Source organism: Candidatus Methylomirabilota bacterium, assembly GCA_035315345.1.
Lineage (GTDB): Bacteria > Methylomirabilota > Methylomirabilia > Rokubacteriales > CSP1-6 > CAMLFJ01.
In genome coordinates, this window is the sequence record DATFYA010000195.1 from 26,572 (window position 1) to 46,750 (window position 20,179).

A 20,179-nucleotide genomic window follows, 5' to 3' on the forward strand; every position below is an offset into this window, starting at 1 on the left:
CGGGCCGCTCGAAGCTTGTCCTACGCCCGCGGAAATGTCGTAATGCAAGACCTGACCCCTGTGCTTACTGCGTGGATTGGAGGAGGAGGCCGGTGAGGTAGCGGGTCTCGGGCACGGTCAACAGGATGGGGTGATCGCGGCTCTGGGTGAGGGTGGAGAGCACGCGGGGGCGGAGGCCGGCGTCGCCGGCGGCCTGGCGGCAGATGTCCTCGAACAGGGCGGGCGTGATGTGGTGGGAGCAGGAGAAGGTCAGCAGCAGGCCGCCCGGCTCCAGCAGGCGCAGGGCGCGGAGGTTGATCTCCTTGTAGCCGCGCGTCGCCGCCTCCACCGCGGACTTGTGGCGCGTGAAGGGCGGCGGATCGAGGACGACCAGGCCGAAGCGCTCGTGGCGTGATTCGAGATCGCGGAGGGCGTCGAAGGCGTTGCCCTCACGGAGCGTGGCGCGGTCCTCGACCGCGTTGAGGGCCAGGTTGCGGCGAGCCGCGGCCAGCGCCTCGGCCGAGGCGTCGAGCAGGAGCGCGGAGGCCGCGCCGCCCAGCAGCGCGTGGCAGGCGAAGCCGCCCGCGTAGCAAAAGGCGTCGAGCACCCGGCGGCCGCGGGCCAGCGTGGCTGCGAGCAGCCGGTTGTCGCGCTGGTCGAGGTAGAGCCCGGTCTTGTGGCCGGCGCCGAGGGAGACCGCGAACCGGCCCGCCCCCTCCTCCACCGTCAATTCGGCCTCGCGGGTGTCGCGCACCGGCTCGAACCCTTCGATGCGGGCCGCCGTCGGATCGTCCAGCCGGAGCACCTCGTCGCCCGGGAAGAGCCGGCCGAGCGCCGTGCCGACCCACTCGGCGTTGCGCGCCATGCCGAGGGTGAGGCACTGGACGACGCTCACCGGCCCGTAGCGGTCGACCACGAGCCCGGGCAGGCCGTCGGCCTCGCTCCAGCAGAGCCGGTAGGCGGCCGACTCGAGGCCGGCGGCCCGCCGGTATCGCAGCGCCGCCTCGAGACGCGCGTGGACGAGGGCGCCATCGACCCGCTGGTCCTCGCGCGTGATCAGGCGGCAGACCAGGGTGGAGCGCGGGCTGTAGAAGCCGCGCCCGAGGAAGCGCCCGCCCGCGTCGGCGACGTCGACCGCGGCGCCGGCCGACCAGGCGCCCTTGAGGTCGGCCACCTCGCCGCGATAGACCCACGGGTGCCCGGCCCGGATGCGGCGCTCGGCGCCCCGCTTGAGGATCAGCGTGGCCATCGGATCGTGTCCCGCTCCCCGTCGGGAGAGGGGCCCCATCTCCCAAGAGGCGCGGACGCCTCTATCGCTTCCGCAGCACCACCACCATCAGGAGCGGGTGGTGGGCCTCGTCGAGGCGGAGGTGCGGCTTGAAGCCGTAGAACCACTCGACGAGATCGAAGCCGCCGGCCAGCTGGACCAGGGCCTTCAGTTCCTGCGGGAAGACCATGCGCGAGGCGTGACGCTGGCGATAGACGTGCCGGGTGCCGTTCTCGTGGACCTCCAGCTCCATGTCCTCGAAGAAGGTCTGGGTCACCGGGTTCAGGTCCTTGAGCGCCTCGAACGTCGCGCGCACCGTCGCGTTGCCGCGCCGGCGCGTCCAGGACCAGCGTCGGGCCGGATCGGTCCACGACGAGCACATGTAGCGGTCGAAGACGTAGAGGCCCCCCTTGCCGAGCGCGCGGGCCACGCAGCGCAGGTGATCGAGCAGGGCCTCGTTGGTGAGCAGGTGCCCCTGCGAGTCCTGCATGCAGATGGCCGCGTCCACCGGCTTGGGCAGCCGGAAGCGTGTCATGTCCGCGACGAACAGCTCGGGGGTGACGCCGCCGGCGGCGGCCCGCTCGCGCAGGTACGCGATGTTCTCCGGCGAGAGGTCGAGCCCCGACATCCGGTAGCCGCGGCCGGCGAGCCGGATCAGGTGCGGGCCGGTGCCGCAGGCGATGTCGAGCACGCGCCGGACGCGCCGGCGCGCGTAGCGGCGGAAGCAGTGAACGAGGAAGTTCACCTCCTGTCGCCGGTTCATGTCGAAGGCGATCTCGTAGTAGCGGGGCGCGGAGTACTGGGCGGTCATGATGCGAACCAGGTCAGGATGGCTTCCCGGAGGATCCACGAGGCGGTGATGCCGGTGCGGCCCGAGGGATCCCAGGTGTGCGCGACCTCCATCAGGTCGGTTCCCACGATGGGGCAGGGCTGGAGCAGGCGGACGATCTCCACCAGATCCGAGGCGGTGATGCCGCAGGGCTCGGGCGCGCCGGTGCCGGGCGCCTCGGACGGATCGAGCACGTCGACGTCGATGGTGACGTAGAGCGGGTGGCGGCCCAACTCGGGCAGCAGGCTCTTCACCGCCTCGACCGGATGGATCTGGTGCGCCGGGAACAGGTGCGGCGCCTTGCGCTGGTACTCCTCCCGGGCGCCGGTGCGCATGCCCACCTGGAAGACGCGCTCGGGCGCCAGCACGTCCATCACCCGCGCCATCGCCGAGGCATAGTTGTAGCGCTCGCCGAGGAACTGCTCGCGCAGGTCGGGATGGGCGTCGAGCTGCAGGATGCGCAGGTCGGGGATGGCGGGCGCGAGCACCTCGATGACCGGCAGCGTGGCGGTGTGGTCGCCGCCCAGCATCACCGGGATCAGCCCGGGGCGCCAGAAGCCTCGAATCTCCTCGCGGGCCCGGGTCAGCTGCTCCCGGGGCGTGCCGTCGCCCAGCTGGCAGTCGCCGAGGTCGGCGATGGCGAGGTCCTCGAGGTCGCGCCCGAGGAACGGGGAATACGTCTCGATGGAGTCCGAGGCCACCCGCAGGTCGCGCGGGCCGTGGTCGGCGCCGCGCCGGAGGTTGACGCGGCCTTCGAACGGGATGCCGAAGAGGACGATCCGGGCGTCCGGGAAGGCCGCCCGGCAGGCGATGAAGCGGGGCTCAGCAGCGATCAAGAGCCCACGCCCGCCTCGGGGCTAGACGAGGTCGTCCTCGGAGAGGAGCGTCACGGCGGCCAGCGCGCAACCGGTGCGCTCGACCCGGTGCTCGACCGCGAAGACCTTCAGGTCCCGGATCGTCTCGCCCCGGACCCGGAAGGCCTCCTCGAGCATCTGCACGATCATCCGCTCGGCTTCCTCGCGCGTGGCCTTGTCGTGGTACTCCATGATCACGCCGTTCTTGGCGGGATCCTCGGGCCGCGCCCAGCCGACCGCGGCCGCCACGACCTCGCCCGGCACCTCGCTGGTCATCGCCGCGTAGGCCGTCGGCACCAGCGCTCCCGGCTTGATCCGGGGCAGCGCCACGAGCTCCACGCCGGGGGGCAGGATGCTCGAGACCTTGATGAGGTTGATGTTACCGATGCCGGCCGCCAGGAGGGCATTGTCGAAGGCGTTGAGTGGGGTCGAGCCCTCCGCGTTGCCGGCGGTGCCTGCCGCCTTGGTCACTGGTGCGAAGTGCATTCGCGCTCTCCTCCTCGCGTTCGCGAGACGGCCTCGCCGTGTAGTCCGAGCCGCGCCCCACCGCGGCTCGTCGTGAATTTCTGGCTCATCGTAGCGGCAGAACCGACGAACGCAAGCGAAAAGTTGCCGTCGGCGGCGTCGGCGAGCGCGGGCGCGAGCGTCGGCGGGCGCGTCGGCGACGTGGCGAGCGCGTCCGCGGTGACGTCCGAGGCGCCAAAATCGCATTTTTTTCTTGCAATGAAAAAAATTTAGCCCCACAGTGCAGAAAAATCCGGCCCGGAATTTCGCCGGAGAAAACAAGGAAGTTTCGGGAGGAGGGAAAGAGTGCAAGCACTGGGGCGTCACCTGCTGCTCGAGCTGTTCGACTGCGACGCAGAGGCCATCAACAGTCTGGACACCGTGAAGGCGTCGATGGTGGAAGCGGCCAAGAGGGCCCAGGCCACCATCGTCGACGTGGTATTTCACGAGTTCAACCCGTTCGGCATCAGCGGCGTCGTCGTCATCGCCGAGTCGCACCTGGCCATCCACACGTGGCCCGAGTACCGCTACGCCGCCGTCGACGTCTTCTCCTGCGGTGACGTGCTCCAGCCGCAGGTGGCCGCCGACTACCTGGTGGAGCAGTTCGGGGCCGCGCGGGCCTCGGTGGTCGAGCTCCAGCGCGGGATCTTCATGAACCACCCGCGTCCGCTCCTGCACAAGCCGGCGGGCGCGCCGGTCGCCACCACCGGGAGCTGAGCCGGCCGATGGCGACGCCTCAGTACAAGTGGTTCTTCGAGACCACGACCCCGGTCGAGGGGCACATGCACGCCATCGCCCGGACCATCGTCACGCGGCAGACCAAGTTCCAGCTCATGGAGATCATGGAGACCCTCTCGTACGGCAAGTGTCTCGTGCTGGACGGGCGGATCCAGTCCAGCCAGGCCGACGAGTTCATCTACCACGAGACACTCGTGCACCCTGGCCTCCTGGCCCATCCGCGGCCCCAGCGCGCCATGGTCATCGGCGGCGGGGAGGGCGCGACCGTCCGGGAAATCCTGCGGTACCGCACCATCACCGACTGCCTGATGGTGGACATCGACGGTGAGGTGGTCGAGGAGTGCAAGAAGCACCTGCCCGAGATGCACCAGGGGGCCTTCGACGACCGCCGGACCCGGCTGCTCCACGAGGACGCGCGGGCCTACCTGGAAAAGACGACCGACCGCTTCGATCTGATCGTGGTGGACCTGGTCGAGCCCCTGGAGGAGGGGCCGGCGTGCCTGCTGTTCACCAAGGAGTTCTACACGCTGATCCGCGACCGCCTGACCGACCAGGGCGTCATGACCATGCAGGCCGGCATGACCAAGGTGAACGAGATCTTCTTCCACGGGGCGGTCAATCGCACGCTCCAGGAGGTCTTCCCGGTCGTCGCGCCCTACCAGAGCTTCATCTCGTGCTTCGGCACGCCCTGGGGCTTCATCCTCGCCTCGAAGGGCATGGACCCCCGCACGCAGTCGGCGGCGGAGATCGACCGGCTGATCGCCGAGCGCCTGGATCCCAAGCAGCTCGGGTACTGGGACGGGCAGGCCCATCTGCACTCGTTCAACCTGCCCAAGTTCCTCCGGGTGGCGATCGAGAAGAACGACCGCGTCATCACCGACAAGAACCCCCTGATCGTCACGTAGCCCGCTTCCTGAGCCCCCCGGTCCTCATCCTGGCCTCCGCCTCACCACGGCGCCGGGAGCTGCTGGAGCGGCTCGGCATCCCGTTCGAGATCCTCGCCAGCCACATTCCCGAGGAGCATCCCGCGCTCCCGCCGGCCCAGGCCATCGCCGCGGTGGCGCTGGCCAAGGCCCGCGCGGTGGCGGCCGGGCTCGACCGGGCGCCGGCGGTGGTCCTGGGCGCCGACACCGAGGTGGTCCTGGACGGCCGGCTCCTCGGCAAGCCCCGTGATCCGGCCGACGCCGCCCGCATGCTCCGCGAGCTGCGCGGTCGCGAGCACGAGGTGATCACCGGTCTGGCCCTCGTCGAGCTGGACGCCCCGGGCGCCCCCTCCCGGCAGGAGACCACGTCGGTGACGAGCCGGGTGCGGATGGGCGACTACGGCGACGCGGCCATCGAGGCCTACGTCGCGACCGGTGAGCCGCTCGACAAGGCCGGCGCCTACGCGGTGCAGGGCCTCGGCGGGCAGCTGGTGGCCAGCGTGGTCGGCTGCTTCACGAACGTGGTCGGGCTGCCGCTGACCACCACGCGCGCGCTGCTCGAGCGGCGCGGCCTCCGCGCGAGCTAGCGCGCGTTGCCGGCCGCCGGCTCCTGCAGCAGGAGCCGGTCCACCGCGGGCAGCTTCACCTTGGCGGGCAGCGGCGCGCGCCCCCGGACCAGCTCGACGCCGTGCTCGAGCGCCTCGACGCTCACCCGGCCGCCGGGCAGGAACAGGTCGCGCGCCTTCGCCAGCCGCAGGGCGAAATCGGCCGGCGAGCCGACCGTCGTCGCGGGCAGCCCGCCGGCCAGTGCCGGCGGCGCCGTCGAGAGGATGCGCGTCAGCGCGGCCTGCAAGGCGGTGGCGAGGCCTCGCAGAGTCGCCGCGTCCGGCTCGGTGCCCGCCCGCGCGAACAGGGCCGCGCTCACGCTCGGCCCGCCGAGCCACGTGGCGGCCTCGCGGGCCGTGCGCAGGTCGACCGCGACCACCGCGGCGCCGTCCTCCACGATCCTGCTCACGTAGGGCTCGCTCAGCACCGCCGCCGCCACCTGGCCTCCCTCGAGCGCACGGGCCGCACCTCGCTCGCCCAGGCTTCGCAGCATCACCTGCTGGGGCGCCACGCCGGCGTGGGCGAGCAGGAAGGCGAGCGCCTGGTCCTCCGGCGCGCCCGGCGCGGGCACGGCCACGGTCTGACCGACGAGATCGGCCGGCGAGCGAATCTCGTCCTTCCGGGCCGGGTTCACCAGCAGCGCCACCGGCGGCGCGGCCGTGAAGCCCCAGACGAGGCGCGGCGGCCGGCCGTCCACCGCGCCGAGCCGGAGCGCCGAGTCGAGCGAGGTGGCGGCGAGAGACGCCTGGCCCGAGGCCAGCGCCTCGGCGGCGCTCGGCTCGGAGCGGTAGGGTCGCAAGGTGACGGCGAGGTTCTGGGCGGTGAAGAGGCCCTCGGCCTGCGCCACGTGCAGGGGCAGGTACTCGGGTGACGTGGCCGGCCCCGCCACCGCGATCGTCAGCGAGGCCTGCAGCAGCACGAGCCAGGCGATCATCGCGCCGCCGCGACCTCCTGGAGCAAGCGCACGATCCGGTCGGCGGCGTCGGGCTGGGCGAGGCTCCTGGCACGCTCTCCCATCGCGGTCAGCGCCGCGGGGTCGGCGAGGAGCCGCGTCACCGCATAGGCCAACCCGTCCGGCGTGAGCGAGACCTGCGGGAACATCACCGCGCCGCCGGCCGCCTCGACGAGCCGGGCGTTGGCCGTCTGCTCATCGCCGCTGGTGCCGGGCAGGGGCACGTACAGGGCGGGGAGGCCGAGCTGGCAGCACTCGTTGACGGTGCCGGCGCCGCTGCGCCCGACGATCAGTGCGGCCGCCGCGTAGACATCGCGCAGCTCGGCGCTCACGTAGGGCTGCAGCGCATAGCGGCGGTGCAGCGACTCGGGCAGGGCCTGGGCGCGGGCGGTCAGCCAGGCGCGGTCGTCGGTCGCCGGGTTGTCGCCGCACTGGTGGATCACCTGGCAGACCTCGAGCAGCCGCGGCAGCGCGGCACCGACGTCGCGATTGAGCCGGTGGGAGCCCTGGGCGCCACCGGTGACGTAGACGATCGGCGCCGCGGGATCGAGACCGAAGCGGCGGCAGGCTTCGGCGCGGGAGCCGCCGCGCAGCTCGGGCCGGAGGGGATTGCCGGTCAGCACCGTGCGCTCGCGCGGAAACTCCTCGCCGGTCATGGGGAAGGTGAGCGCAATCCGCCGGGCGAAGCGGCCGGCGACCCGGTTGGCCAGCCCGGGCACGCTCGTCTGCTCGTGCACGACCACCGGGATGCGAAGCGCGCGCGAAGCCAGGGCCGGGGGCAGCGCCACGAAGCCGCCGGTGGCGAGCACCACCGACGGGCGCAGCCGCCTCAGCAGGCGCCAGGACCGGGCGAGGCCGGCGGGGGCGCGCACGGCAAGGTCCGGCACGTTCTGCCAGTCCCAGTAGCGGCGCAGCTTGCCCACCGGGATCGTGTGGAACGGCACGCCCGTCTCGGGCACGCGCCGCGCCTCGATGCCGCGGCGGCTGCCGATCCAGTGCACCTCCGCGCCGATCTCCCGAAGCCGCGCGGCGACGGCGAGGCCGGGGCTCGTGTGCCCTCCGGTGCCGCCGCCCGCTATGACGACTCGCATCGGGGCGGACGACCGGGCGAATGCACGCGCGCGGTGCGCGGATGACCGTGTACTTCTGTACGGCTCTGTCTTATGCGGGGGCCCAGAAATGGCCCCCGCACTCCCCCAGCCGGCGGACGACCGGCGATCCGGCGTGCGCTCGGCGCGAGCTTCACCGGCGCTCGAGCGCGAGGTCGATGAGGCGGCCGATCAGCTCGGGGTAGGGGATGCCGGAGGCTTCCCAGAGGCGCGGATAGGCGCTGGTCGCCGTGAAGCCCGGGATCGTGTTGATCTCGTTCACGAGCACGCGGCGGTCGCCCTCGATGAAGAAGTCCACGCGCGCCATGCCCGCGCAGTCGGTGGCCCGGAAGGCGCGCAGCGCGAGGGCGCGCACCTCCTCGGTGACTTCTGGGGCCAGTGGCGCCGGAACCTTGAACGTGGTCTGGCCCGCGCCGTACTTGGTATCGTAGTCGTACCACTCGCCCGGGTAGCACACCTCGCCCGGCACCGACACGCGTGGCTCGTCGTTGCCCAGGACCGCGACCTCCACCTCGCGGCCCTGCACCGCGCGCTCCACGATGATGCGGCGGTCGTGCTGCGCGGCGAGGTCGATGGCGGCGGGCAGATCCTCGGCGGCCTTCACCTTGCTGATGCCCACGCTCGAGCCCAGGTTGGCCGGCTTCACGAAGCACGGGAAGCCGATCTCGGCGCCGATGCCCCGCGCGATGTCCTCCCGGCCGCCGCCCTCCCAGTCGTGACGCCGGACGACCGCATACTCCACCAGCGGAAGCCCGTGGGCGCGGAAGAGATCCTTCATCGCCACCTTGTCCATGCCGACCGCGGAGGCGAGCACGCCGGCGCCGGTGTAGGGCACGCCCGCGAGCTGCAGCAGCCCCTGCACGGTGCCGTCCTCGCCCTGCGGGCCGTGGAGCAGGACCAGCATCACGTCCAGGCGGTCGCGCAGGCCGGCGGGCAGACTGTCGGAGGTCTCCATCCGCATGAGGGAGGCGCCGGTGTCCTGTGCGGTCGCGCGCTCGAGCAGCTCGTGCTTGGTGTGGGCGTCGGCGCCGCCGGCGGTCAGCGCCTGGCGCGCGGCCTCGGCGGCGAGCGCGCGCAGCGGGTCGCCGCCCACGAGCCACCGGCCGTCCTTGGCAATGCCGATCGGGACCAGCTCGAACCGGCTCCGATCCATCGCGGCCATCACCGAGGCGGCGCCGGCCAGCGAGACCTCGTGCTCGCCCGAGCGTCCACCGAAGACCACGCCCACTCGCAGCTTCCGGGGCCCGTCGGCCATGGATCCAGTTGTATCAGACCGCACGTTTACCGGGGAGAACTCGTTTGCGCGCTCAGGCCGGCTTCTGCTTCTCGCGCCATGCCCGCCACTTCGCCAGACGCTCGGCGATCTCCTTCTCGGCCCCTCGCGTGGTGGGACGGTAGTAGACGCGGCCGCGCAGCGCGTCGGGCAGATGGTCCTGGCTCACCTGCGCGTCGGGCGCGTCGTGCGCGTACTGGTAGCCGCGGCCGTAGCCGAGGTTGGCCATGAGACCGGTCGGCGCGTTGCGGAGATGCAGGGGCACCGGCTCCGCGGGATGCTCCTGGATGTCGTGGTGGACCGCGTTCCAGGCCGCGTACACCGCGTTCGACTTGGGCGCCAGGGCGAGGTAGCACACCGCCTGGGCGAGGGCCAGCTCGCCCTCGGGCGTGCCGAGGAAGTGGTAGGCGTCCTTGGCGTCGAGGGTCAGGCGCAGCGCGGCCGGGTCCGCGTTGCCCACGTCCTCGGAGGCGAAGCGCACCAGCCGGCGCGCCACGTAGAGCGGATCCTCGCCCGCCTCGAGCATGCGGCCGAGCCAGTAGAGGGCGCCATCGGGATCGGAGTCGCGCAGCGACTTGTGCAGAGCCGAGATCAGGTTGTAGTGCTGCTCGCCCGACTTGTCGTAGAGCAGGGCCTTCTTCTGGACCGCATCACGCACCGCCGCCTCGGTCACGTGCGACCTCGGCCCGGTCACCGCCAGCTCGAGCACGTTGAGCGCGGTGCGCGCGTCGCCGTCGGAGAGCCGGGCGATCAGGGCGACCGCCTCCGGCTCCACCGTGGCGCCCAGGCCGCCCAGTCCGCGCTCGCCGTCCCGCAGCGCGCGCTCGAGGATGGCCACCAGGTCCGCTTCGCCGAGCGGACGCAGCACGTACACGCGGGCCCGGGACAGCAGCGCGCCGTTGACCTCGAACGAGGGGTTCTCGGTGGTGGCGCCGATCAGGATGATCGTGCCCTTCTCGACGTAGGGCAGGAAGGCGTCCTGTTGCGCTTTGTTGAAGCGGTGGATCTCGTCCACGAACAGGATGGTCCGACGGCCGAGCCGCATGCCTTCGGCCTCCGCCTCGGTCATGACCTGGCGGATCTCCTTGACGCCGGAGGTCACGGCCGAGAACGGCACGAAGCGGGCGCCCGCCACGTCGGCCAGGAGCCGGGCCAGCGTGGTCTTGCCGGTGCCCGGCGGGCCCCACAGGATCATCGAGTGCAGCGCGCCCTCCTCGAGAGCGCGGCGGAGCGGCCGGCCCGCGTCGGTCAGTTGCGGCTGCCCCACCACCTCGTCGAGGCGGCGGGGGCGCATGCGGTCGGCGAGCGGCGCGGGGGCGCGGGGTGCGGCGGCGGGCAGCGAGTCGAACAGATCCACGCGCGCAGTATACCCAGGCGAGCGGGACGTGGCGGCCGTGAACGCGCGCCGGACGGCACGGAGGTCGCGGAGTGCCTCGACCGCCGGTGACGGGTCAGGCGAGCGCGGCGGGCAGGTCGAGCAGCGACTGGATGCGCGCGGCGATGACGACCCCGCGCTGCGACATCTCCGCGAGGTCCGGCCGGTAGGCGATGAAGGGGACGCCGGCGGCCTGCGCGGCGACGCCGTCCACCCACGAGTCGCCCACGACCACGATGCGCTCGGCCTCCGGCCAGCGCTCGCGCACCACGCGCACGCCGTCGGGATCGGGCTTCAGCCGCCGGACGTCGTCGCGCGTGACCACGAGATCCAGGTGGGCCACCAGCGCGAAGCGGGTGAGCACGTGATCGGCGACGACGCGATCGTTGTTGGTCCAGATCGCGGTGGCGAAGCCGAGATCCTTCATGGCGGCCAGCGTCTCGCGCGCGAAGGGCTCGAGGGTGGCCGCGGCCATCGCCCGCCGCTCGTGCGCCACCGGAATCGCGAGCAGCTCGGCCTCCAGATGCGGGGCCTCGCGCCGCACCAGGTCGAACAGCTCGGCGCCGGACCAGCGGAGCGCGCGCTCGGGCACGCGAATCCCGCGAGCCTTGACGAAGGCCTCCATCTCGCGGCCCACCGCCCGCAGGTCGAGCGGCGAGCTGACCAGCGTGTGGTCGAGGTCGAAGACACAGACCGCGGGGCCGGCGCCTATGCCACCGCCTCCGGCTCTCGGCGGACGAGGCCCCGCCGCAGGTCCGAGCGGGTGAGGATGTCGACGAGGTGGCCGTCCTCCGCGAGCGGCATCGCGGCCTCGATGGGGAGCGCGGCTCGGGTCATGGCGTCGCGCGCGTTCATGTCCGCTCTCCGTCGGTCTGGGCCAGGAGGTCGCGCAGCATCTCGATCCCGCCGGAGTCCAGGCGGCGATAGGCGGCGATCAGCTCGACGTCGTGCGGGAGCCGGTCGCGGAGGAGCGCCGCGGCCTGGTCCGAGCAGACCACCACGCGGGTCTTCTCCAGCATGCGATCGATCGACCACGGATCGTCGGTGGAGGCCAGGATCGGCACCACGTGCGACAGACCGGCGGACTGGACCGAGCTCAGGATGTTCTGGCTGCCGCGCGCGGTGGCGCAGACCAGTCCGACCGTCGAGCCCTCGGGCATCTCGGTGAGGCGCAGGAGCGAGGAGATGTTGGCCTCGGACAGGAGCGCCACCGCGGGAGGCCCGTCCATCGGCAGCGCCTGCTTCACCTCGTGGATGTGGAAGAACGTGGTGACCACCATGCGGTAGGGCGCGAGGAAGGCGGGCTCCCGGAAGCGGACGTCCACGTCCTCGACCAGCACCCGGTCCACCGTGATCGACAGCTCCTCCTCGAGCTGCTCGCGATAGCGCGCCAGCTCCGGATGGTTGCACTCGACCAGCAGCACGCGCTCGCGCGGGCGCCGGGGGGCGCGCGCGCTCGGGGCGCGCGCGGCGATGGTGGCCGCGATCTCCTCGTGGGTGAAGCCGAGCCGCCGCGCCCGCTCGAGCGTGTCCTGCACCAGCCGCTCCAGGCTCCGCGCGGCTCGTCCCTCGCGGGCGGGCGGCCGATCCGTCACGAAGGTGCCACGCCCGTGCTGACTTTCCAGATAGCCGTCCTGGTAGAGAGCGGCCAGCGCGCGCGCCACCGTGTTGCGATTGATGCGGAGGAAGCCGGCGAGCTGACGCACCGTCGGCAGCTGCATCGCCGGCTTCAGCGAGCCGATGTCGATCAGGTGGCGGATCTGGGTCTGGAGCTGCACGTGGACGGGCACCGCGCTCTTGCGGTTGACCCGCAGCCCCGAGGGCGGGGTGATGTGCGAGGATTCCCGCGCCACGTGCCGGCTCCTTCCTAGGCGGCGACCCGTCGCGGCGCCGCCACGCGTCGGGGCGGCCGACCGGCCACCCAGTGGCCAGCCTTGATGAGGGCATGGCCCACCATCACGCGCACGGGACGCCGAGCCGGACGAAGGCTGCGGAGAAGGGCCCACCGGGCCGCCTCGGCCCGGGCCTCATCCAGCCGCTGCCTGGCCACCTGCTCTTCGAGCTGCGGGTTCATCACGATCCTCCTGGTCCCAGATGATCTGGGGAATGTCACCGGAGCACTGGCCTAGGGCACTATGTCACGAGGCCGATCCGATGAGTCTTAATGTCCTAACATACTAGGACACACGGAAGAGGCGCGTCAACCCTTCTCTACCGGGCGCTGGGGCCGCCGCGGTGCTGCGGCGCGACGGGCTGGGCGGCATCCTCGTCCCGTTTCCGGGCGTCGAGACTATCGACATGATCGTGGTAGCCTGCGGGCTGGCGTGAGGGGGGCCTCGTACGTGCGACCGGCGCTGTTGTCGCTGCTGATCTTCACGGTGATCACCGGCCTCGTCTATCCGCTCGTGGTCACCGGCATCGCCCAGGTGGTCTTCCCCTCGCCGGCCAACGGCAGCCTGGTCGTCCAGGACGGCACCGTGGTCGGCTCGGCGCTCATCGGCCAGCCCCTCGACGCGCCCGGATACTTCCGGGGGCGGCCGTCGGCGACCGATCCGTTCCCGCACAACGCGGCGGCGTCCTCCGCCTCCGATCTGAGCCCCACGAGCCCGGCGCTGGTCGAGGCGGTGCACGCGCACGTGGCCGCGCTTCACGCCGCGGAGCCGGGCAACTCGGCGCCGGTGCCTCGCTCGACGCGGTGCGCCCTCGTGGATTACACCGAGGGGCGCTCGCTCGGATTCCTCGGCGAGCCCCGCGTCAACGTGCTCGCGCTGAACCTGCCGCTCGACGGGCGGTGAGGCCATGATCAAGCCGAGCGACGACGTGCGCGTGTGGATGGTCACCGGAGCGCTGGGCGCCATGGCCCTGGGCGTCGCGCTGATTCCGCTGCGCGGGCGGGTGGGCGCGTCGAATCTCGCGTTCGTGTTCATGGCCTTCACGATCCTGGTCGCGGAGCTGGGCGGCCGCAGCCCGGCGCTTGTCACCGCCCTGATCTCGGCGATGAGCCTGAACTTCTTCCTGACCGAGCCCTACTTGACGCTCGCGATCAGCAAGCCCGACGACGTGGTCGCTTTTTTCGCGCTGGCCGGCTGCGGGCTCATCGCGGCCGCCTTCGGCCGGCGGCGCGAGCGCCTCTCCGCCGCCGCGGGCCGCGCCGACCGCGAGCTGGGCCTGCTGAGCCGGTTCGTGGAGCGGGCGAGGGACGGCCGACCGGTCCGAGCTCTGCTCGAGGATTTGCGCGCCGGCTTCGATCTGGGCGGCCTGGTCCTGCGCGACGCGGGCGGCCGCGTACTCGCGGCGGCGCCCGAGAGCGCGGCGTCGCGGCCGGCGCCCCGCATCGCGCTGGACGCCGACACGCTGTTCGCGCCCGCCGACGATTCGCCGCGATTCGGATCGCGCGGGCTCCGGCTGCCCGACGGCGGCGGCCGGCTCACGCTGCAGACCGGACGCGGGCCGATGACGCTCGATCTCTGGGAGGGCCGCGAGGACGGTCTGCGCCTCGACGAGGCGCGCACCCTCGCGGTCGCGGCCTCGATTCTGGGTCTCGGGATGCGGTAGGCGTTCGGCTTTCGTGGTAGCGTGGCGGTATAGCCATGACGGGCACTTCGCTACGCGTCTATCTGGCTGTGGCCGCGCTCGGCGCGATGGTCGTGTCGCCTCCTCCCGCGCTCGCGGTCAGCGAACCGGAGCGGCTGTGGACGGTGGGCGACCGGGCGTTCCAGGACGGGCTCTACCCGCAGTCGCGCCGCATGCTCGAGCGTCTCGTGGAGCGCTTCCCCTCCGACACCCGGGTCCCCGACGCGACCCTGCTGCTCGGCAAGGTGCGCCTCGCCCAGAATCAGCTCGAGCCGGCCCTCGCCGCGTTCCGCAAGGCGCAGACCCTGTCTCCGGTGCCGGGCCGGCCGGACGAGGCGCGCTTCTGGGAGGGCGAGACCCTCTTCCGGATGAAGCGCTATCCGGAAGCGCGCGCGATCTACGACAAGATCCTCACCGATGATCCGAAGTCGCCCAGCGCGCCCGACGCGGTGTACGGCCTCGCCTGGGTCAATCTGGAGCTGAAGCGCCGCGACCAGGCGGCCACCGAGTTCCGTCGGCTGCTCTCGAGCTATCCCGATCACGCCACCGTGCCGTCGGCCACCTTCTATCTGGCGCGCACCGAGCTGGAGCTCAAGCACGCCGACGAGGCGGTCACGCTCCTGCGGGGATTCATCGGCAAGTACCCGGACAACCGCCTGCTACCGGACGCGCGCTACACCCTCGGCCAGGCGCTCATCGCGAGCGGGCAGACCGACGAGGGCGCGGCCGAGCTGCGCGCCTTCGCCAAGGAGTACCCGCAGCACGAGCTGGCCGCGGCGGCCCGGCGCAACGTGACCGACTCGCTCGTGCGCCAGGGCAAGAAGGGTGAGCTGGCCGAGGAGTACAAGTCGCTGACCACCCAGCGCGCGACCGCGGAGAGCCTGTACGACGCCGGCGTCGTCGCGACCAAGCTCGGCCGCCAGAAGGACGCCGACGCCGCGTGGGCCCGCCTGCGGAAGGAGTTCCCCGATCATCCGCTGAGCGGCCGCGTCTCGCTCGAGATGGCCCACACCGCGTTCACCAAGAACGCGTTCAAGGATGCCTCCACGCTGGCCCGCGCGGCGTCGCGCAGCCCCGAGGGCGCGGTCCGCGGCGAGGCCTTCGTGCTGCTGGGGGAGAGCGAGCTGAAGCAGAAGCATCACACGGCCGCCATCGCCGCCTTCAAGTCCGCGACGGACGCGTCCTCGATCGAGCCCGCCCTCCGCTATCGCGCGCTCGCGGGCACCGGCCTCGCCCACGAAGAGCAGCGGCAGTGGTCGCAGGCGGCCAAGTTCTACGAGGAGGCGGCCAAGAGCCCGGACAAGGCGCTGGCCTCGTGGGCCAAGGAGCGGCTCGCCACGGTGGCCGCCAACGGCAAGTCGGACGCCGGCGCGCCCAAGGCCACGCCGAAGTCCGGGGCGACCCCCCAGAAGGGCGCGAGTCCGCAGAAGGGGACGAAGCCATGATCCTCGCGCGCGCGCTGGCCCTGGCCTCACTCCTCGTCGCCGCGATCGTCTCCGTCCCGCGCGCCGAGATCACGCTGACGCTGCCCCCGCCCGACGTGGGCGGGCTGCTCTCGCTGGCGGTGCCGCCGCTGGAAAAGCCGCCGGTGCCGCTGCCCGCGGTGTCGCTGCCGCCGATCCCGCAGGGGATGCCGGAGCTGCCGCCGGCACCGATGGTGGGCCATCTCGGCGATCGCCCGGTGGCCCCGCTGCCCCCGCCGCGATTCATGGCCTGCAATCCGGTCGGCAGCGTCTTCGGGGTGGCTTCCGAGCTGATCGAGTGCGGGCGCGCGCGCTACCAGCGCGGCGAGTTCGAGCCGGCGCGCGAAGTGCTGCAGAAGGCGGTGCAGGAGGCCACCGAGCGCGCGCAGATCCGCGAGGCGCGCTACTGGCTCGGCGAGACGCTGCTGCGGATGAACCAGCCCGCCGACGCCGAGCGCCTGATGGTCCAGGTGAGCCAGGACGACCCCCGCGGCGAGCTCGGTCTCTTCGCGACCCATGAGCTGGGCTGGGTCTCGCTCGAGCTGGGCAAGCCGGATCGCGCGCTCACCGCCTTCGACACCGTGCTGAAGTCCGGCGCTCCGCCGGTGCTGATTCCCTACGCCCGACACGGCCGAGCGCTCGCTCTCTACGGGCTCAAGCGTTACGGCGAGGCGCGCGAGACGTGGCTCGGCCTCATGAACCAGAGCGCGCCGCGCTCGGTCGCGTGGGAGGGCACGTTCTGGCTGGGCGACACCCTCGGGCGGCTCGGCGACTATCGCGGCGCGGTGCAGCGCCTTCAGACCTTCGTCTCCGGCGGGCCGCAGGTGCTGATCGACAGCGGCCTGCTGCGCCTCGGCTGGTGGACGCGCGCGGGCGGTCAGCCGCTCGAGGCGGTGAAGACGTATCGCGGGATGCTCTCGGCGTATCCGCAGTCGAAGGAGGCGCCGTGGGCGCGCGCCGGGCTCGTGCAGGCGCTCCTCGATCTCGACGACTTCCCGGGGGCTCTCGACGAGGCCAAGAAGCTCGAGCAGACGAACCGCAGCGGGCCCCTGGTGACTCCGACGCGGCTCCTGCTGAGCCGCTGGGCCGCCGAAAAGGGCAAGGTCGAGGAGGCCCGCGAGATCAACGACGACCTGCTCGCCCGCAATCTCGATCCGGCCACGCGCTCGTACGTGCTGCTGCTGAGCGCGGAGGCCAGCCGTCTGGGCGGGCAGGCCTCCGACGCGCGCGACCGCTTCCAGCTCGTGCGCAACGCGCCCGGCTCGCCCGCGCTCGGCGCCTACGCCACGCTGCGGCTGGCCCAGCTCGACTTCGACACGCGCGAGTTCGCGCAGGCGCGCGACTCGGCCCGCAAGCTGCAAGGCGACAGCGCGGTGCCCGCCGAGATCCGCGCCGCCGCGCTGGTGCTGGGCGGCGAGGCCGCCTACTGGGCGCGCGACTACGCGCAGGCCGCTCAGGCGTACGGCGCCTTCCTGGCCAATCACGGCTCCTATCCGCAGGCGCCGGTGGCGGGCCTCGCGCTCGGCTGGGCCGAGCTGCGTGGCGGCAAGCCGGACGCGGCGCGCCAGCGCTGGACCCGGTTCGCCCAGCAATCGCAGAGCGATCCGCGCGCTCCCGAGGCCCTGGTGCTCGCCGCGGACCTGGCCGGCCGCGCCGGAGACTGGGCAGACGCGCAGACCCTGCTCGATCAGGTCGTGGACCGCTATCCCAACAGCCCGTACGCCGAGGTGGCCACGCTGAATCGCTCGATCCTCGCGGTGCGCGGCGGCCGGGCCGCCGACGCGCTGCCCGAGCTCGGACGGCTGGTGCAGCGGGGCTCGGTGTCGCCGTACGTGAGCCGCGCGCGGGTCGCGCGCGGCGCCGCGCTCCTGGCGACCGGCAAGCCGGCGGACGCCGAGCGCGACTTCCAGGCCGCGCTGAGCCTGGGCGAGACCGGCATCGCCCATCTGGGGCTCGGCAGTGCGCACGCGGCGCGCCAGCAGTGGGACGCGGCGATTCGCGATTTCACCAACGCCCGCGACGCCGGCGGCCCCGTCACCACCGCCGCGAGCTACGGGCTCGCCGCGGTCCTCTTCAACCAGCGCAAGACCGCGGAGTTCAAGCAGATCGCCACGCCGCTCGTCGCGGGGCCGGCGGATCCGGTCACCACGCCGCGGCTGATCCACGGCCTGGCCGTGGTGGCCGCCGAGGAGAAGCGCTGGCCCGACGCGCGGACGCTGACGCTGCGGCTGGTCGATCAGTACCCGAAGTATCCGGGCACGCCCGCCGCGCTGTCGACCCTGGCCGCCGCGGCCGCGCAGGGCGAGGAGTGGACCCTCTCGCGCGACATGTACGCCAAGCTCGGCGAGCGCTACCCGGACAGCGCGGCCGGCACCGGCAACCGCCTCGACTACGCCGAGGCCCTGCTCCGCACCGGCGCGGCCGCGGAGGCGAAGCGCACGCTCGAGCCCGCGGCCGGCGGCGGCCAGGCGCAATCACCGCGGGCCGCCATGCTGATGGCGGAGGCGCAGGAGGCCACCGGCGACCGCGCCGGCGCGCTCGATGCCTATGCGCGCGCGGTCGCCTCCGCGGCCAATCCGAAGGAGAAGGCGGTGGGGCTACTGGGGCAGGGACGCCTCCTGGCCGCCGACGGCAAGTGGAACGATGCGCGCCCGCTCCTCGAGCAGGCGCTCGACGCCGCCGAGGGCTCGATGGCCTCGGAGGCGGCCTACCGCCTCGGCGAGGGCTATCGCGCCACCGGCAAGACGCAGGATGCGGCGGACATGTACCTGACCGCCGCGTATCTCGGCGACGATTCCTCGTGGAGCCGTCGGGCGCTGGTGGCGGCGGGCAACGCGTTCGCCGCGCTCAAGCAGAAGGACGCCGCGGTGATCGTATACCGGAAGGTGCTCGCCATGTCCGGCGTCGAGCCCGAGCTGACCGAGGCCGCGCGCAAAGGCCTCCGCGCCCTCGGCGCCAGCTAGCCATGCTTCCCCCTCTCCCCTCAGGGGAGAGGGCCGGGGCGAGGGGCGGCCAGAGCCGGAATCGCCGCCACCGCCGCATCCAGATCCGCGTGGTCTCCCGCGTAGCGATCGCGCCACTCGAAGTGCACGCGATCGCCGGGGCCCAGCACGAAGGTGCCGCCCTGCTGGATGATGTCGCCCTGGCGGCCGGTCTGCCGGTGTCCCTGCGCGACCGCGCGCACCGCCTTCAGCACCGCGAGCGGATGATAGGTGCTACCCCGGCTGTGCTCGAGCCCCGCGGCCCGGAACGCGCGCAGCGACGGGTCCACGAGGAGCGGCCCGGCGTAGCCGGTCGCCGCGCGGAAGCCCGCGATGTGCTCGGAGCGCGAGGGGCCGACCACCACGAGGCTGGCCGAGCGGCGCTCGATCTCGGGCAGCCGACGCAACAAGCCGGCGACCTGCTGGCGACAGAAGAGGCAGCCGAGATGCCGGACGAGCGCGAGGACGACCGGGCGCTTCGCCCAGAAGTCGCCGAGCCGCACCGCGGCGGAGCGCTCGTCGAGGACCGAGACCTGGCCCAGCGCGGCCGCGAGCAGATCGTCCATGGCCTGCATTGTAACCGGCCGCCATTGTAACTAGAATGATCCGCGCACATGATCGCCCGGGGCTACGGCGGCCGCATTCTCTTCGTCGACGTCACCGACGGCCGGAGCCGGATCGAGCCGGTCACCGACGACATGGCCCGCGCCCTCCTGGGCGGCAACGGCTTCGCGGCGCGCCTGCTGCTCGATCACGTGCCCGCCGGCGTGGATGCCTACGACGAGGCGAACGCGGTGGTCTTCGCGGTCGGTCCCATAACCGATACCACCGTGCCCGGCAACAGCCGCGCCTGCGTGGCCTCGAAGTCGCCGCTCACCGGGCTCTTCTTCGACTCCACCTTCGGCGGCCGGTTCCCCGCCACCATGAAGCGCACCGGCTTCGACGCGATCGTGATCACCGGCCGCGCCGCCGAGCCGGTGTACGTGAAGGTGACCGAGGCCGGGGTGGAGATCCGCCCCGCCCGCGAGCTCTGGGGGCAGACCACGCGCGACACGGTGCAGGCCGTCCACGCCATCGAGGGCGGCGACGCCGACGTGATGGCGATCGGGCCCGGCGGCGAGAACCTCGTGCGCTTCGCGGCGATGGGCACCTACTGGAAGAACCGCGAGGCCTTCGCGGGCCGCGGCGGCATCGCGGCGGTGCTGGGCAGCAAGCGGGTCAAGGCACTGGTGGTGGCGGGCGCGCGCAAGACCGAGCTGGCCGACGCGCCCGCGCTGAAGGCGCTGCTCGAGCAGCAGCGCGAGCCGCTCAAGACCGGGACCAAGGCGCTCTCCGTCTACGGGACGCCGTTCCTGGTCAAGCCGATCAACACCCTCGGCGCGCTCGGCTCGTACAACCTCCGCCAGGAGGTCTTCGCCGACGCGATGGCCATCTCGGGCGAGGAGATGCACGCGCACTTCCACGACCGCGACACCACGTGCCTGAAGTGCCCGGTGGCGTGCGGCAAGCAATACGAGGTCCGGGAGGGCGAGCTGGCCGGCCTGAAGGCGAAGATGCCAGAGTACGAGACGATCTTCGCGTTCGGCTCCATGCTCGGCAACGGCCACGCCGGCTCGCTCGCCCGGGCCAACGACCTGTGCGATCTGCTCGGGCTCGACACCATCAGCATGGGCGTCACGCTCGCCTTCGTCTGCGAGGCGCTCGAGCGCGGCTGGCTCTCCGAGCGAGACCTCGGCGTGCCGTTCGGCTGGGG

The 20,179-nt window shown here is 72.5% G+C and carries 22 protein-coding genes; 9 read left to right on the forward strand and 13 right to left on the reverse strand.

Translation table 11 applies throughout. From position 1 onward, the window contains the following. Window positions 1–64: 64 nt before the first annotated feature. The 4 genes from VKN16_25520 to VKN16_25535 all read right to left on the reverse strand — a co-directional run bounded on the left by VKN16_25520 (window position 65) and on the right by VKN16_25535 (window position 3,415). Window positions 65–1,228, reverse strand: a complete 1,164-nt coding sequence (locus VKN16_25520; protein ID HME97582.1) for a class I SAM-dependent rRNA methyltransferase — start codon at window positions 1,226–1,228, stop codon at window positions 65–67. A 61-nt stretch (window positions 1,229–1,289) separates the two neighbouring features. Then, on the reverse strand, window positions 1,290–2,057 hold the full coding sequence (locus VKN16_25525; protein HME97583.1) for a class I SAM-dependent methyltransferase: 768 nt from the start codon (window positions 2,055–2,057) through the stop codon (window positions 1,290–1,292). Further along, window positions 2,054–2,911 carry an agmatinase gene (gene speB / locus VKN16_25530; protein HME97584.1) on the reverse strand — a complete coding sequence of 286 codons (858 nt, stop codon included), beginning with the start codon at window positions 2,909–2,911 and terminating at the stop codon, window positions 2,054–2,056. The genes VKN16_25525 and speB overlap by 4 nt, the downstream gene beginning before the upstream one ends. Window positions 2,912–2,932: 21 nt before the next feature. Further along, on the reverse strand, window positions 2,933–3,415 hold the full coding sequence (locus VKN16_25535) for an arginine decarboxylase, pyruvoyl-dependent (GenBank protein HME97585.1): 483 nt from the start codon (window positions 3,413–3,415) through the stop codon (window positions 2,933–2,935). A 72-nt stretch (window positions 3,416–3,487) separates the two neighbouring features. Between VKN16_25535 and VKN16_25540 the strand changes: the two genes are divergently transcribed. The 4 genes from VKN16_25540 to VKN16_25555 all read left to right on the forward strand — a co-directional run bounded on the left by VKN16_25540 (window position 3,488) and on the right by VKN16_25555 (window position 5,681). Then, a complete protein-coding gene (locus VKN16_25540; protein ID HME97586.1) occupies window positions 3,488–3,667 on the forward strand; it encodes a hypothetical protein in 180 nt (59 codons plus the stop codon). 72 nt (window positions 3,668–3,739) lie between these two features. Continuing rightward, window positions 3,740–4,150, forward strand: coding sequence for an adenosylmethionine decarboxylase (gene speD / locus VKN16_25545; GenBank protein ID HME97587.1), 411 nt, complete (start codon window positions 3,740–3,742; stop codon window positions 4,148–4,150). 8 nt (window positions 4,151–4,158) lie between these two features. Next, window positions 4,159–5,076 (forward strand): polyamine aminopropyltransferase, encoded by a 918-nt coding sequence (gene speE / locus VKN16_25550; GenBank protein HME97588.1) that lies wholly within the window; start codon window positions 4,159–4,161, stop codon window positions 5,074–5,076. Between the two features lie 29 nt (window positions 5,077–5,105). After that, a complete protein-coding gene (locus VKN16_25555) occupies window positions 5,106–5,681 on the forward strand; it encodes a Maf family protein (GenBank protein ID HME97589.1) in 576 nt (191 codons plus the stop codon). Here VKN16_25555 and VKN16_25560 read toward each other — a convergent pair. The 8 genes from VKN16_25560 to VKN16_25595 all read right to left on the reverse strand — a co-directional run bounded on the left by VKN16_25560 (window position 5,678) and on the right by VKN16_25595 (window position 12,483). After that, window positions 5,678–6,634 (reverse strand): ABC transporter substrate-binding protein, encoded by a 957-nt coding sequence (locus VKN16_25560; protein ID HME97590.1) that lies wholly within the window; start codon window positions 6,632–6,634, stop codon window positions 5,678–5,680. The genes VKN16_25555 and VKN16_25560 overlap by 4 nt on opposite strands. Next, window positions 6,631–7,743, reverse strand: a complete 1,113-nt coding sequence (gene murG / locus VKN16_25565) for an undecaprenyldiphospho-muramoylpentapeptide beta-N-acetylglucosaminyltransferase (GenBank protein ID HME97591.1) — start codon at window positions 7,741–7,743, stop codon at window positions 6,631–6,633. Before murG ends, VKN16_25560 begins: the two co-directional genes overlap by 4 nt. 151 nt (window positions 7,744–7,894) lie before the next feature. Further along, the gene (locus VKN16_25570; GenBank protein ID HME97592.1) at window positions 7,895–9,016 is read right to left on the reverse strand and encodes a D-alanine--D-alanine ligase family protein; all 1,122 of its coding nucleotides are present in this window, start codon (window positions 9,014–9,016) and stop codon (window positions 7,895–7,897) included. Between the two features lie 52 nt (window positions 9,017–9,068). Beyond that, window positions 9,069–10,328 (reverse strand): replication-associated recombination protein A, encoded by a 1,260-nt coding sequence (locus tag VKN16_25575; protein ID HME97593.1) that lies wholly within the window; start codon window positions 10,326–10,328, stop codon window positions 9,069–9,071. Window positions 10,329–10,485: 157 nt separating this feature from the next. Beyond that, window positions 10,486–11,121, reverse strand: a complete 636-nt coding sequence (locus tag VKN16_25580) for an HAD-IA family hydrolase (GenBank protein ID HME97594.1) — start codon at window positions 11,119–11,121, stop codon at window positions 10,486–10,488. Next, window positions 11,118–11,264, reverse strand: coding sequence for a hypothetical protein (locus VKN16_25585; protein ID HME97595.1), 147 nt, complete (start codon window positions 11,262–11,264; stop codon window positions 11,118–11,120). Before VKN16_25585 ends, VKN16_25580 begins: the two co-directional genes overlap by 4 nt. Further along, window positions 11,261–12,262 (reverse strand): GntR family transcriptional regulator, encoded by a 1,002-nt coding sequence (locus tag VKN16_25590; protein ID HME97596.1) that lies wholly within the window; start codon window positions 12,260–12,262, stop codon window positions 11,261–11,263. The genes VKN16_25585 and VKN16_25590 overlap by 4 nt, the downstream gene beginning before the upstream one ends. Before the next feature lie 14 nt (window positions 12,263–12,276). Next, complete coding sequence (locus VKN16_25595; GenBank protein ID HME97597.1) at window positions 12,277–12,483, reverse strand: hypothetical protein; 207 nt, start codon at window positions 12,481–12,483, stop codon at window positions 12,277–12,279. Between the two features lie 250 nt (window positions 12,484–12,733). Between VKN16_25595 and VKN16_25600 the strand changes: the two genes are divergently transcribed. From VKN16_25600 to VKN16_25615, 4 genes are read left to right on the forward strand one after another with little or no spacing between them, the layout of a single operon-like run. Further along, the gene (locus VKN16_25600; GenBank protein ID HME97598.1) at window positions 12,734–13,204 is read left to right on the forward strand and encodes a potassium-transporting ATPase subunit C; all 471 of its coding nucleotides are present in this window, start codon (window positions 12,734–12,736) and stop codon (window positions 13,202–13,204) included. A 4-nt stretch (window positions 13,205–13,208) separates the two neighbouring features. Beyond that, window positions 13,209–13,964: a DUF4118 domain-containing protein gene (locus VKN16_25605; protein ID HME97599.1), complete on the forward strand. Its 756-nt coding sequence runs from the start codon at window positions 13,209–13,211 to the stop codon at window positions 13,962–13,964. A gap of 35 nt (window positions 13,965–13,999) precedes the next feature. Then, window positions 14,000–15,427, forward strand: coding sequence for a tetratricopeptide repeat protein (locus VKN16_25610; protein ID HME97600.1), 1,428 nt, complete (start codon window positions 14,000–14,002; stop codon window positions 15,425–15,427). Then, complete coding sequence (locus tag VKN16_25615; GenBank protein ID HME97601.1) at window positions 15,424–18,408, forward strand: tetratricopeptide repeat protein; 2,985 nt, start codon at window positions 15,424–15,426, stop codon at window positions 18,406–18,408. The genes VKN16_25610 and VKN16_25615 overlap by 4 nt, the downstream gene beginning before the upstream one ends. Window positions 18,409–18,428: 20 nt before the next feature. On the opposite strand, the gene VKN16_25620 is transcribed toward VKN16_25615, so the two are convergent. After that, a complete protein-coding gene (locus VKN16_25620) occupies window positions 18,429–18,992 on the reverse strand; it encodes a peroxiredoxin-like family protein (protein ID HME97602.1) in 564 nt (187 codons plus the stop codon). A gap of 48 nt (window positions 18,993–19,040) precedes the next feature. Here VKN16_25620 and VKN16_25625 point away from each other — a divergent pair. Next, a partial coding sequence (locus VKN16_25625) for an aldehyde ferredoxin oxidoreductase N-terminal domain-containing protein (GenBank protein ID HME97603.1) occupies window positions 19,041–20,179 on the forward strand: 1,139 nt, incomplete at its 3' end.

Coding starts and splice junctions, on each gene's coding strand:
- VKN16_25520 (HME97582.1), bottom strand. CDS start 1,228: ATGGCCACGCTGATCCTCAAGCGGGGCGCCGAGCGCCGCATCCGGGCC.
- VKN16_25525 (HME97583.1), bottom strand. CDS start 2,057: ATGACCGCCCAGTACTCCGCGCCCCGCTACTACGAGATCGCCTTCGAC.
- VKN16_25535 (HME97585.1), bottom strand. CDS start 3,415: ATGCACTTCGCACCAGTGACCAAGGCGGCAGGCACCGCCGGCAACGCG.
- speE (HME97588.1), top strand. CDS start 4,159: ATGGCGACGCCTCAGTACAAGTGGTTCTTCGAGACCACGACCCCGGTC.
- VKN16_25560 (HME97590.1), bottom strand. CDS start 6,634: ATGATCGCCTGGCTCGTGCTGCTGCAGGCCTCGCTGACGATCGCGGTG.
- murG (HME97591.1), bottom strand. CDS start 7,743: ATGCGAGTCGTCATAGCGGGCGGCGGCACCGGAGGGCACACGAGCCCC.
- VKN16_25570 (HME97592.1), bottom strand. CDS start 9,016: ATGGCCGACGGGCCCCGGAAGCTGCGAGTGGGCGTGGTCTTCGGTGGA.
- VKN16_25575 (HME97593.1), bottom strand. CDS start 10,328: ATGCGCCCCCGCCGCCTCGACGAGGTGGTGGGGCAGCCGCAACTGACC.
- VKN16_25585 (HME97595.1), bottom strand. CDS start 11,264: ATGAACGCGCGCGACGCCATGACCCGAGCCGCGCTCCCCATCGAGGCC.
- VKN16_25595 (HME97597.1), bottom strand. CDS start 12,483: ATGAACCCGCAGCTCGAAGAGCAGGTGGCCAGGCAGCGGCTGGATGAG.
- VKN16_25605 (HME97599.1), top strand. CDS start 13,209: ATGATCAAGCCGAGCGACGACGTGCGCGTGTGGATGGTCACCGGAGCG.
- VKN16_25610 (HME97600.1), top strand. CDS start 14,000: ATGACGGGCACTTCGCTACGCGTCTATCTGGCTGTGGCCGCGCTCGGC.
- VKN16_25615 (HME97601.1), top strand. CDS start 15,424: ATGATCCTCGCGCGCGCGCTGGCCCTGGCCTCACTCCTCGTCGCCGCG.
- VKN16_25620 (HME97602.1), bottom strand. CDS start 18,992: ATGGACGATCTGCTCGCGGCCGCGCTGGGCCAGGTCTCGGTCCTCGAC.